This window comes from Streptomyces sp. NBC_01591 (assembly GCF_035918155.1).
Classification (GTDB): domain Bacteria; phylum Actinomycetota; class Actinomycetes; order Streptomycetales; family Streptomycetaceae; genus Streptomyces.
The window spans coordinates 1527673-1539835 of the sequence record NZ_CP109327.1 but is presented as its reverse complement, the minus strand read 5'-3'; the positions used below and the strand labels follow the sequence as shown (position 1 = coordinate 1539835).

The window sequence follows — 12163 nt, the reverse complement described above, 5'->3', positions numbered from 1 at the left end:
GCTGTCGAATGGTTTGGTTGCCACGCCTCAATCCCCCAGGATTTCGCGTCCTCTGCGGATCACCACGGATCCCTGTCTGAATCGAACGGGGGCATCATGCGGCGACCGATTACCGCTGCGTTCCCTTGGCGAACGCGGGAACGGGAAGAAAGCGGGAACGATTCGGGAGGGAACCGGGAGCCGGGAAGGCAAGGGTCGTTCTGTAGTTGTCTGCAGAAGGAGTACTCACGTGAAGGACCCCAGGGATCGTTCGCCCGACGGGACGGAACTGCGCCAGGCCCTCCAGGACCTGTCCACCGTGGAGCGGTGGGCCGAGCGTGTGGCGTCCGGTGTCCAGTCCCATCCGTACACCGCGCCGGAGTCCTGGGAGGGGCCCCAGCTCAGCGTCGAGACCAGAACCGAGAACGGCATGCACACGGTGGCCGGGATCGTGGAGTGGCCGCCCGGGGACGACGCCGGCCTGGCGGTCCTGGACGAGACGGAACGCGCGGTGCTCCGTTCCCTGGTGAGGTCGTTGCTCGACCTGGCCGGTCATGAGTCGGGAACGGCCCGTACGCGCGTGGTCCTCACCCCGCTGGGCCCCCGCGTCGCCGCCTGTCAGCTCGACGTGGAATAGCGGTGCCGGTCCGGTTCCCGCGGCAGTTCCCGGAGGCGGTATCGGGGCAGGAACGGACCGGGAACGCCGATCAGCAACATCAGTGGTGTCGGGAAGCGGAACACCGCAGAACCTCACAAACACCACTTAGGGGCGGGACATGGGACGCAAGCTTGCTGGACTCTTCGGGATCATCGCCGCGACGCTGGCCTTCGGTATCGGCACAGCGGTCGAGGCGGGGCAGTCGCACGACTCCCGGAGCATTCAGCAGGTTGTCGCCGACGACAAGGGCCCGACGGTCATCGGTACGCAGGGCACCGACGACGACAAGGGCCCGACGGTGATCGGCACCCATGTGCTCGCCGACGACAAGGGTCCGACGGTCATCGGTACGCAGGGCACCGATGACGACAAGGGCCCGACGGTGATCGGCACCCATGTGCTCGCCGACGACAAGGGTCCGACGGTGATCGGCACCCATGGCACCGATGACGACAAGGGCCCGACGTCCCCCACCATGTGATCCCACCGCCTCGACACGCGAGCCCCGCACCGGAGTCACGGTGCGGGGCTCGTCGCTGTCCGTCCCGGGGCGGGCCCGAGCGGGCGGCTGCGTGCACGCGTGCTGTTACGGGGTAAGGCGACGGCGGGCGGTCGTCAGCTGCGCCGGTGCTCCGCCGGAACGCCCATCTCGGCGAAGAGCTGTTCGGCCTCCGCCAGGTACCGCGCCGCGTCCGGCGTGTCCCCGAGGGCGTCGGCCATGCCCGCGAGGGCGTAGGCCTGCTCGATGCGATAGCTGAGGGACGAGGCGAGCTCGTGGGCATGGGTGTGCAGCGCGAGCGCCGCCGCCATGTCGCCCTGCCGGCGGCGCAGTCGGCCCACCACGTTCTCCACCTTGGCCCGGCGCAGGGGCGAGGAGTTCGTCCGCATCAAGTCGAGGGCGAGCTCCGCCTGGTCCGGGACGCGGGGAGGCTTTCCCAGCCGGTTCTCCACATCGGCGGACAACGCCAGGGTCAGCGCGAGGTTCACCTCGTTGCCGGCGTCCCCGTACAGTGCGCGGGCCTCCGCCAGGCAGCGGTCGGCCTCCTCGTACGCACCCAGGCCGACATGGGCGAAGGCGAGGTCGGTGATGGCTCCGGGAAGTCCTTCGTGCTGCCCCAGCTGCCGGCTCAGTTCGGCCGAACGCCGGGCCGCGTCCCGAGCCTCCTCGTACCGCCCCCACTGTTCGTAGAGCGTGCTGAGGATGGTCAGGCTCTCGGCCTCCGCGCGCGGCATGTCCAGGTCGCGTTCGTGTGCGATCGCCGTCTCCATGTGGCCCAGGGACGCGGAGAAGTCGCCGAGCAGACTGTTGAACTGGCCGAGGATGCTCTCGCTGTGGGCCTGGGTGTGCAGGTCGCCGAGCTGGACCGCGACGTCCCGGCTCTTGCGGGCGGCTTCGAGGCCCTCGGAGAGACGGCCGAGCTTCCAGCAGGCGACGCCGAGGTTGGACAGGCTCACTCCCAGCAGTGCCAGGTCCTGCAACCGGCCGGCCGCGGCGACCGCGACCCGGCTCAGCTCGCCGAACTCCTCCAGGAGCCCGAGGTCGTTGAGCTGGAAGACGAGATTGCGGGCCAGGCACACCACATAGCGGTCGTGCCCCCTGCGCTCGGCGAGCGTGACGGCCGCGAGGAGCGAGCTCTGCTCGCGCAGGAACCAATTCCGCGCCTGCTCGGGGGTGCCCAGGCCGGGCAGTTCCGCCGTGGAGGGCTCGATACCGGTACTGCGCCGGCGCCGCCCGGAGTAGAGGAGATCGCACGCCACCTCGGTGGCGGTCAGGTAGTAGCCGAGCAGCCGCTCCACCGCCTCGGAGTCGTCGGGGGACTCGACGAGCAGGCTGTGCGCGAAGCTGCGGACCAGGTCGTGGAAGGTGTAGAGGCCGATCTCCGGCTGCTGCACGAGATGGACGTCGAGCAGCATCTCCAGCAGGTCCTCCGCCTCCCGGGCGCCGGAGCCGAGCAGCGCACCGGCCGCGTGGACGTCCATCTCGCTGCCCGGGTGCAGCGCCAGCGTCGAGAACGCGTTCCGGCACTCCTCGTCCAGGGCCTGGTAGGACAGGCGCAGGGTGGCGGAGACGCTGCGGGCGCCCGAGCTGAGCTCGTCGAGCCTTCGGGTCTCGTCGCGCAACCGTTCCGCCAGGTACTGGAGGGTCCAGCGCGGGCGGTTGCGCAGCCGGGCGGTGGCGATCCGCAGGGCGAGGGGGAGGTGGCCGCAGAGCCGGGCGATCTCCTCGGCCGCCTCGGGCTCGGCGGCGACGCGCTGGGCACCGAGCGTCTCGGCCACCAGCATCGCGCTGTCCTCGGGCGGCATCACTCCGATGGAGATCCACCGGGCGCCGTCCAGATCGACCAGGCGGGCCCGGCTGGTGACCATGACGAGGCTGCCGGGGGAGACGGGCAGCAGCGGACGGATGGCGGCGGCGTCGGCCGCGTTGTCGAAGAGGATCAGCAGCCGCTTGCCGACCAGGGTGGCACGCCACAGAGCCGTGCGGGCGGGTACGTCGTCGGGGATGAGGTTGCCCGGGACGCCGACGGCCCGCAGCAGACTGTCGAGCGCGATGCCCGCGGTTACCGGCTGGTCGCCCGGCGTGTATCCGCGCAGGTCGATGTGGAGTTGACCGTCCGGGTACTCCGGTGCGAGCCGGTGCGCGGCGCGCACCGCGAGCGAGGTCTTGCCGCAGCCGCCCATGCCGTCGATCGCCACGATCTGGGGTCCCTGCTCGCCGCCGGCCTCGGCGCCACGCAGGATCTCGGCCAGTTCCCGGTCCCGGCCGGTGAAGTCCGCGAGGTCGTACGGGAGGGTGCTGGGGGGTTCCGCGGGCAGCGCCACGGCCACCACCGGGGCGGCCGCCGGCTCGGGTCCGGCCAGTTCGGGGCTCTCCCGCAGGATTCCCTCGTACAGCTTGGTCAGGTTGGGGCCGGGATCGATGCCGAGTTCCTCGGCGAGGAGCTCGCGCACCTTGCCGTACTCGTCCAGGGCCTCGGCCTGCCGCCCGGACCGGTACAGGGCGATCATCAACTGGCCGCGCAGGGACTCGCGCAAGGGGTGCTGCTGGACCAGTTCCCGCAGTTCGACGACGAGTTCGGCGGCCTCGCCGAGTGCGAGGTGGAGTTCGAAGAGCTGTTCCGCCGCGGTCAGCCGGCGCTCCTCGATGGAGGTCGACGCCGCCTCGATGACCGGACCGCCGCCGCCCGACAGAACAGGTCCCCGCCAGAGTGCGAGGGCGCCGCGCAATATCTCGGCGGCCTCGGCCGTACGGCCGTCGGATGCAGCGAGCTTCGCTTTGCGTATCAGTAGGCCAAATTCGGCCACGTCGATTTCGCATTGTTCCTGGGCGACGCGATAGCCGGGTCCGTCGGTGACGAGAACTTCGGCACCGCCGGGTATCCGTCTTCGGAGATCCGCAACTGCCTTGCGTACTTGGTGCGGTGCCGTCGTCGGCGGTTCCTCGTCCCAGGCCGCCTCGACCAGCCGGGAAACCGGAAGCACTTTTCCGGGCTCCAGAAGCAGAGTGGCCAGAACTCGCTCCTGTATGACACCGCCCAGTCGCAGTCGCGTCCCGTTGGACCACCCCTCTATCGGGCCAAGAATGTTGAAGCGCAGCCGAAACTCTTCCGTAGTTGACACGCATCCTCCCCCTCAGCTCTGCGCACCCGCAGCGCTTCCCCAGCGCGAGGCGATCGTAGCCCCTGGCGGAAGGAACTCGCGGTACTGCACCGGGAAGAGTTCGGGAATGGCTCGATGGAGGCTGTTCATCGACGGCAGGCCTTCGCTGCCACGGAGAGTACGGAGCATACGGAGCGTGAGCGGACCGGAAAGATCCCCGTCCGGGCCGTGTGTTCCGGACAGTCCTGGGCGGCCGGGTAACCGGTCATTGCGTTTTCTGAGCATGTGGAGACCGAGGAGACAATGATGAATTCCCAGCCCGCACCCGGGCTCGACGTTCTGCTGCAGAATGCGCGCCGGCGGGCGGGACTCACTCAGGAACAGCTCGCCGGACTTTCCACGGTGAGCGTACGAGCCATTCGCGACCTGGAACTGGGGCGGGTCCAGCACCCGCGCAGGGAAACGCTGAAGCTCCTCGCCAATGCCATGAGACTGAGCGACGCGCGGCGCGTCGAGCTCGAACTCGCCGTCGATGCAAAGGCAGCGGGGCGTGTCTTCCAGGACATCTACGGAGCGGGCCTCGCCACACCACCCCCTCCGCTGCGCCCGCTGATCGGACGGCGTCCGGAACTGGAAGCGCTGACAGCCCGGTTGCGCACGGATCACGAGCGGCTGCTGACTCTGGTGGGTCTGCCGGGAGCGGGAAAGTCGCGGCTTGCCCAGGAGGCTGCCTCGGTGATCCACGCCAGGGACCGGGTTCCGGTGCTGTGGGTCTCCCTGGACAACACGGCCGACACCACCGGATCGGCCCCCGGCACCCCTCAGTCGACCGTGACCGGGTGGGTGCGCGCACTCGTCCGGGACGGTGAGGAATTCGAGGAACTGGCCGCGCTCATAGGGTCCAAGGCGACCTTGATCGTCCTGGATGGTTACGATCCGTCACCATCCGTCACCCCTCGCCTGCTGAGTCTGCTGCGCGCCTGCGAGCGCCTGAAAATACTCACCACCACCGACCGGCCGGTCCAGCTGCCCGGTGGGCGGCTGCTGCCACTGGCCCCACTCGCGGTGCCGACCGCCGCCGATCTCGCCGTCGACGCGGTGGGCGGCTCCCTCGTCGCGGACCGGCACGCCGTCGAGCTGACGCTCTCCCATGTCAGTTACATGCGGCCCGACTTCCTCCCCACCGACTCCGTCGTCACCACCGTGGCCCATATCTGCCGGGCCCTGGACGGCATGCCGCAGGCGCTGGAAGCCGCGGCCTCGTGGCTGCTGCTGTACTCCCCCCAGCAACTCCTGGACATCGCCCGCACCACACCGCTGGTCCTGCTCGACGGGGTCACGCCCGCCGATCCCGCCGCCGGCCCCACCCTGAGCGAGCGGCTCACCGCCGCCGTGACCGGGCTCGACCCGCAGGCCGCCGCCCTGCTCCGCACACTGGCGACGCTGGAGGACCCGTGGACGGTGGACGGCGCCGCGCGTGCCTGCGGCACCTCCCTGGCCGGGACCGCCCGTGACGTGCACGCCCTGCTGGTCCGCGGCCTGATCCGCCGGCTCCCCACCACGGCGGGCGACCCGGTCGGCTTCACCGTGCTCAATCTGGTCCGCGCGGTGCTCGACGCGGAGCAGGAGACGGAGCAGGAGACGGAGCAGGAGACGGTGCCCGCCGCTCTCGCCGTCGCCCTGAGCGAGTGAGGACCGCCCCTCACATCACCCCGTTCACCGTTCCGTCGCCCACCCCGTTCCCGCCCTCATGAAAGGCACCGCACCCATGCGCAACCTGATTTCCCTCGCCGACCTCACGCCCGCCGAGCTGGACCACATCGTCCGGCGCGCCGCCTCGTTCGGCCGCGACGGCATCGTGCCGAAGCCGCTGGCGGGACGCCAGGTCGGTCTCTACTTCCGCAAGTCCTCGACCCGGACCCGTACTTCCTTCTGGAGCGCGGCGACCCGCCTCGGCGCCGATGTGATCACCTTCGGTCCGAACGAGCTGCAGCTCACCACCGGCGAGACGGTCGAGGACACCGCCCGGGTCCTCGGGCAGTACCTGGACGCCCTCGTCGTACGCACCAACGGGGACGTGGAGGAGATCCGCCGGCTCGGCAGCAGCGAGGACCTGGCCGTCGTCAACGCCCTGAGCCTGGACGAGCACCCGACCCAGGCCATCGCCGATCTCGCCACGCTGACCGAGGAGTTCGGCTCGCTCGACGGTCTGCACCTGCTCGCCGTCGGCGAGGGCAACAGCTCGGGCGCGGCCCTCGCACTCGCCGCCGCCCTCACCCCCGGCCTGCGCCTCACCCTGCTGTGCCCGCGGGGGTACGAGGTACCCAAGGAGACCCTGGACCTGGCGGCCGAACTCAGCGGCGGCAAGGCCCTGGTGAGCCAGGTCGTGTCGGCCGACGAGGTCGAGGGACCGGTGGACGCGGTGTACACCAGCCGGTGGCAGACCATGGGCGTGACGAAGGAGAACCCCGACTGGCTCAGGGACTTCGACGGCTTCCAGATCAACCGAGCCTTCCTGGACCGCTTCGCCGGCCCACGCACCGTCTTCCTGCACGACCTGCCCGCGGTACGCGGCGAGGAGGTCACCGACGAGGTGCTCGACGGCCCGTCGAGCCGGGCCTGGCGGCAGGCCCACCACAAGATGACCGCCGCCGCGGCGGTCCTGGAGTGGTGCGTACGCGGCGTCCAGGACTGACCGCCCGCCCCGCCCGGCTCCCGGCAGGCATGGGTTCACGCTCCATGCCTGCCGGGAATTCTTTTTGCTCTCCGCCGGCCATCGTGCGAAAGGGCGGGTGCGGGCGCATGTCGCGCCTCGCACCCGCCCTTCCGGGACGGGACAGCCGATGGGTTCAGCCACCCATCGCCGCAACCACCGAACGCGGCCGCATATCGGTCCAGTTCGCCTCGATGAATTCGCCGCATTCCTGCTTGCTGCCCTCGTCCTTCACCAGTTCCCAGCCCGCCGGCTGCTGGATCCGGGCCGGCCACAGCGAATACTGACCCTCTTCGTTGGCCAGCACTACATAGCGGCCCTGGGAGTCCTCGAACGGGTTGGTTGCCATGATTTCCACCTCGGTTGGACGAAGTTGTACGTGATGTCGTCAGGTGTGTCTGCGTGTTTCGTCTGCATCAAATGCTAGGAGCCGCGGACCGGTTCGCCGGGCAGAAACCCAGGCAGATCGGCGGCACCACGGAGCGCGGGATCAGGCGGGCACACGGGCCGTCCGATGCGCGTAGGTGAGCGCGACCCCGGTCGCCACGGTGGCCGCGCGCACCGCGCCGAGCGCCTCGCGCACCAGCTCCGAACGCTCCACCGGCATCACTTCGAACCCGGGCTGACCTGCGCGGACAATGTTCACCGCGGCTTCGAGCACGGCGATCTGGGCCTCGCCGAGCGCCTCCCGCCGGTCGACCCGTTCCCGTACCTCCGCCAGGACGTCCGCGAGCACCTCCGCCGCACGCACGTTGTGGCCGGTCTCTGCCATGTCATGACTCCTCGGTCGTTCGCCGGCGGTGTGCACGGGGCCGGGCGCTGAATTCTGCGGGTGCAGTGCGGCCAGTCTCATGCCCCGCCGACCACCCGGCACCGGACTGTCGGTCAACTGCTCCTCTGCTGCCGCCCAGTTGCCGCCGCTGACGCCGGAAACGGATCCGGAGCGAATCTACGGTTGTGGCCGAAAGGAAGTTCCGGGCAAGCCTGGATCTCTTTCTCCCCTTGTCATCCAATGATGTGGACGAAGCGAACTATGAAGCCTGCGGAATGGGCGGCTCGTCATCGATCCGGGCCGCTGGATGTTGTTGTCACCGGACTGCAATCCGATGCGCACACCTGGAATCTCATCTACATCCAATTGCTGCTCGAGGACCTCGGGCACAAGGTCGTCAATCTGGGTTCCTGTGTGCCCGAGGACGAGATCGTCGAGTCCTGCTGCAAGTTCCAGCCCGACCTACTGGTCGTCAGCAGCGTCAACGGGCACGGCTTCCACGACGCCGAGCCGCTGATCGGGGCCATTCGGTCGCGCTGGGAGCTGACCGGCCTGCCTGCGGTCATCGGCGGCAAGCTCGGCGTTTCCGGAGACGGGGAGGAAGAGGCCGACGCCCTGATGAGGGCCGGGTTCGACGCGGTCTTCCAGGACGGCGTCGACATCGCCGCTTTCGAGTCCTACGTCGACTCGCTGCCCAAGGAGGTGGAACGATGACCGCGCCGGTCCAGGAGGCACCTCCCGGGAGCCGCTCCACCGTGCACCGGCGACCGCTCTCCTTCGGCCGTTTCGTCGCCAGGGCACAGGCCCGGGGCACTCTCGTGGTGCAGCCCCGCATGGGCTTCTCCGACCCCGCGCTGATGCGGGCCGGCCTGCTGGCCACCAAGGGAGCGGCCGACGCGGTCGTCGGCACCATGACGATCGACAGCTACACCCGGGTCAACGACGAGGCGTCCGCGGCGCGCGCCCTGAACGGCGGCGTCCCGCTCAACGGATTCCCCATCACCTCCTACAGCCCGCAGACCTCGCGCTGGGTTCTCGACGGTGTCCGGGACGCGGGCTTCCCGGTGCAGATCCGGCACGGATCGGCCCGCCCCCAGCGCATCGTGGCCGCACTGGCCCGGCTCGGCCTGGACGCGACGGAGGGCGGCCCGGTCTCCTACTGCCTGCCCTACGGACGCACCCCGCTCCTGGACTCCGTACGCAACTGGCAGGAGAGCTGCGACTTCCTGGCCGGACTGCGCGGCACCGGGGCCGAACCGCATCTGGAGACCTTCGGCGGTTGCATGCTCGGCCAGCTCTGCCCGCCCGGACTGCTCGTCGCGATCAGTGCGCTGGAGGCGCTCTTCTTCCACCGGGCAGGGCTGCGCAGCATCTCGCTCAGCTACGCCCAGCAGACCAACGCGGACCAGGACCGCGACGCGATGCACGCGCTGCACCGGCTGGCCGGCGAGTTCCTGCCGGACGCCGACTGGCACATCGTCCTCTACACCTACATGGGCCTCTACCCGCAGACCCGGCACGGCTCCCTGGAGCTCCTGGAACGCTCGGCCGAACTGGCCGTGGAGACCGGGGCGGCCCGGCTGATCGTGAAGACCGCGGCCGAGGCGCACCGCATCCCGACCGTGGCGGAGAACGTCGAGGCCCTGCGGGTCGCCGCGCGGGCCGCCGCCCGGCATCGGACGGCGACCGGCGCCCGGCCCGGGAACGCGCCCGTCCCGCGCACCGACCCGGCGGACAACGCCGTGTACGCCGAGGCCCGTGCTCTGGTCGACGCGGTGCTGAACCTCGACGACGACCTGGGCCAGGCCCTGCTGAAGGCCTTCGCCCGCGGATACCTCGACGTCCCCTACTGCCTGCACCCCGACAACGCGGGCCGCACCCGGAGTCACATCGACGGGTCCGGCCGCCTCACCTGGTCCGAGATCGGGGCGATGCCCCTCGGGCCCGTCCGCGACCGCGGCCGACGGCTCACCGCCGCAGGGCTGTTCGACGCCCTGTCGTTCGTACAGCGCCGGCACGACCGCGTCCTTCCCCCGTCCGCTTCCCGCCACCCGCTTCCCCCGGCGGCCCGTCGCCCGGCAGCCCATCGGCAGCACACCCAGGAGGTAGCACCATGACCAGCACGATCGCCGAGTCCCACGGCCGCGTCGCGCCCCCGTTCCCGTCCTCTCCCGACCAGCACCTGATCGCCGAGCCGACCCGTGCCACGCTGCGGGTGCAGAGCCGGATGCTCGCGGCGACCCGCGCCTTCCTGACCGGGCAGGGGTTCCAGGAGCTGCTGCCGCCGGTCATCGGACCGGTCACCGACCCGGGCATCCGAGGCTCCAAGCAGGTGGACGTCGACTTCTACGGCCACAAGTACAAGCTGATGACCAGCGCGATCCTCTACAAGCAGGCATCGCTGCTGGCCTTCGGCAAGATCTTCTACATCGCGCCCAACGTGCGCCTGGAACCGCTGGAGACGGCCGTCACGCACCGCCATCTCGCCGAGTTCCACCAGATCGACGTGGAGATCCGCGACGCCCGCCGCGAGGACGCGATGGAGCTCGCCGAACGGCTCGTCGCGCATGTCGTCGACGAGGTCGTCCGCGAGATGCCGGGGGACCTGGAGCTCCTCGGCCGGGACCGGGACGCCTTCCGCGAGGTGGTCCAGGGGGCGTTCGGCCGCACCACGCACCGGGAGGCCACCGCGGACCTGGTGGCGCTCGGCCACCCGCAGGACCCCGGCGCCGAGATCGACTGGGAGGGCGAGGAGATCCTCTCCGCGAAGACCAGCCGCCCGTTCTTCGTCGTCGACTACCCCAAGGGTTCGCGGGGCTTCTACGACCAGGAGGACACCGACCGCCCCGGCATCCTCCGCAACTTCGACCTGATCGCCCCCGAGGGCTACGGCGAACTGGCCAGCGGCAGCGAGCGCGAGCACGACTACGCGGCCCTGGTCACCCGGATGCGCGAGACCGGCGAGAACCCCGCGAAGTACGGCTGGTACCTCGACCTGGCCCGCCGCGGCATCCCCGCCAGCTCCGGGTTCGGCATCGGCCTGGAGCGCTTCACCCGGTACGTCACCGGCCGCACCGCAGCCTGGGAGGCCAGCGCCTACCCGAAGCTCCCCGGCGTGGTGTCGGCATGAGCACCGCACTGAGCGCCGCGGGCTTCCCCGAGGAACAGGTGCGGCACCGGGCCAGGGCCGGAGCGGCGGCGGCCTTCCCCGGGCTGGAGTCCTACGGCAGCAGCCTGCTGGGCGCGATCCCGGCCGGCCAGGACCCGTACGACCTGCTGGAACGCGCCAGGATCGTGCCCCCGGTGTTCATGCCGGAGCGGCTGAAGAAGCTCATCGACCTGGCCCGCGAGCCGCTGTACACGGACGTCGAACTGGACACACAGGTCGGCGGGTTCACCTCCCGGCTGCCGCTCTACGTGTCCGCGTTCGGCTCGACGCAGGTCGCCAGCCACGACCTCGGCGAGGCAGCCGGACGACAGGCCGGACGGCTCGGCATCCCGATGGTCATCGGGGAGAACGTGGTGCCGGTCAACGGCTTCCGCGCCGCCGCCGACTCCGGGGCCTCCCCACTGCTCGGGCGAATCGCCGCCTACACGGCCGCCGCCGACGACGAGCACGGCGGTGTGGTGGTGCAGCAGTCCACCGAGGACGCGGACGCCGAGGTGTGGAACCTGGTCTACAGCGACCCGGTGTCCGAACCGCTGCTGGCCACCGGCCGCCTCGCCTTCGAACTGAAGGTCGGCCAGGGTGCCAAGCCCGGGCTCGGAGGTCTCACCGTCCTGGGCCGCGAGGCCGGCGGCAGGGTCGCCGAACAGTACGCCATGGACCCGGTGTTCGGCGCCGACAGCGACTCGGTGCTGCGGATCAGCAGCCCCGGCACCTTCACCGAGGAGATCCTGCGCCAGCAGATCCGGCTGATGCGGAACAACTTCCCCCGCGTGAAGGTGTGGGTGAAGCTGCACCCCGGGCGCGACGTGGCCCATGCCGCGGCCACCGCCTGGGCGGCCGGCGCGGACTCCGTCACGGTGGACGGCGCGGAGGGCGGCACCGCCTGGGCGCCGACCGCCTTCCTCGGCCAGGTGGGACTCCCGCTCGGCGAGTGCCTCACCCGCATCGGCCGCACCGACCACTGCCTGCTCGCCAGCGGGCGGATCTGGGAAGGCAGCAGGGCCGCGAAGGCGCTGGCCCTCGGCGCACGCGCCGTCGGCCTCGGCCGGGCCGCACTGCTCGCCGTGGACGAGGACGCCGAAGCCGGCCTGGTCCGGCTGGTCGAGAGCATCGCCCTGGAACTCCGGCTGCTGATCAGCTCCGTCGGCAAGTACCACGCGAACGCCCTGGAAGCGGACGACGTCCTGCTGCCGGCCGACGCCGCGACGGTCTCCCGCACCGGCTGATTCCGCGCTCCACCGCTCCACTTCGCACCATCCGCACGTCATCCAC

11 protein-coding genes are annotated in these 12163 nt (G+C 70.5%); 8 read left to right on the top strand and 3 right to left on the bottom strand.

All coding sequences use genetic code 11. The features are described 5' to 3' along the window. The first annotated feature begins 229 nt into the window (after nucleotides 1-229). Both OG978_RS07260 and OG978_RS07255 read left to right on the top strand, forming a co-directional pair. A complete protein-coding gene (locus tag OG978_RS07260) occupies nucleotides 230-616 on the top strand; it encodes a hypothetical protein (RefSeq protein WP_326764403.1) in 387 nt (128 codons plus the stop codon). Between the two features lie 139 nt (nucleotides 617-755). Beyond that, nucleotides 756-1118, top strand: coding sequence for a hypothetical protein (locus tag OG978_RS07255; protein WP_326764402.1), 363 nt, complete (start codon nucleotides 756-758; stop codon nucleotides 1116-1118). A gap of 134 nt (nucleotides 1119-1252) precedes the next feature. Here the strand turns inward: OG978_RS07255 and OG978_RS07250 are convergent, their stop codons facing one another. Continuing rightward, entirely contained in the window at nucleotides 1253-4120 is a 2868-nt protein-coding gene (locus OG978_RS07250) for an AfsR/SARP family transcriptional regulator (RefSeq protein WP_326764401.1), read from the bottom strand. Between the two features lie 423 nt (nucleotides 4121-4543). On the opposite strand from OG978_RS07250, the gene OG978_RS07245 reads away from it, so the two are divergent. Together OG978_RS07245 and OG978_RS07240 are read left to right on the top strand one after the other, a co-directional pair. Then, on the top strand, nucleotides 4544-5929 hold the full coding sequence (locus OG978_RS07245) for a helix-turn-helix domain-containing protein (protein ID WP_326764400.1): 1386 nt from the start codon (nucleotides 4544-4546) through the stop codon (nucleotides 5927-5929). Between the two features lie 76 nt (nucleotides 5930-6005). Further along, a complete protein-coding gene (locus OG978_RS07240; protein ID WP_326764399.1) occupies nucleotides 6006-6932 on the top strand; it encodes an ornithine carbamoyltransferase in 927 nt (308 codons plus the stop codon). A 154-nt stretch (nucleotides 6933-7086) separates the two neighbouring features. Here the strand turns inward: OG978_RS07240 and OG978_RS07235 are convergent, their stop codons facing one another. Together OG978_RS07235 and OG978_RS07230 are read right to left on the bottom strand one after the other, a co-directional pair. After that, a complete protein-coding gene (locus OG978_RS07235; RefSeq protein WP_093549323.1) occupies nucleotides 7087-7299 on the bottom strand; it encodes an MbtH family protein in 213 nt (70 codons plus the stop codon). Nucleotides 7300-7440: 141 nt separating this feature from the next. Further along, the gene (locus OG978_RS07230) at nucleotides 7441-7722 is read right to left on the bottom strand and encodes a hypothetical protein (protein WP_326764398.1); all 282 of its coding nucleotides are present in this window, start codon (nucleotides 7720-7722) and stop codon (nucleotides 7441-7443) included. A gap of 261 nt (nucleotides 7723-7983) precedes the next feature. Between OG978_RS07230 and OG978_RS07225 the strand changes: the two genes are divergently transcribed. The 4 genes from OG978_RS07225 to OG978_RS07210 are packed head-to-tail and all read left to right on the top strand — an operon-like array spanning nucleotide 7984 to nucleotide 12117. Further along, a complete protein-coding gene (locus tag OG978_RS07225; RefSeq protein WP_266422476.1) occupies nucleotides 7984-8436 on the top strand; it encodes a cobalamin B12-binding domain-containing protein in 453 nt (150 codons plus the stop codon). Further along, the gene (locus OG978_RS07220) at nucleotides 8433-9839 is read left to right on the top strand and encodes a methylaspartate mutase (protein ID WP_326764397.1); all 1407 of its coding nucleotides are present in this window, start codon (nucleotides 8433-8435) and stop codon (nucleotides 9837-9839) included. The genes OG978_RS07225 and OG978_RS07220 overlap by 4 nt, the downstream gene beginning before the upstream one ends. After that, on the top strand, nucleotides 9836-10852 hold the full coding sequence (locus OG978_RS07215) for an asparagine synthetase A (RefSeq protein WP_326764396.1): 1017 nt from the start codon (nucleotides 9836-9838) through the stop codon (nucleotides 10850-10852). The genes OG978_RS07220 and OG978_RS07215 overlap by 4 nt, the downstream gene beginning before the upstream one ends. Next, the gene (locus tag OG978_RS07210) at nucleotides 10849-12117 is read left to right on the top strand and encodes a glutamate synthase-related protein (protein ID WP_326764395.1); all 1269 of its coding nucleotides are present in this window, start codon (nucleotides 10849-10851) and stop codon (nucleotides 12115-12117) included. The genes OG978_RS07215 and OG978_RS07210 overlap by 4 nt, the downstream gene beginning before the upstream one ends. Nucleotides 12118-12163: the final 46 nt, after the last annotated feature.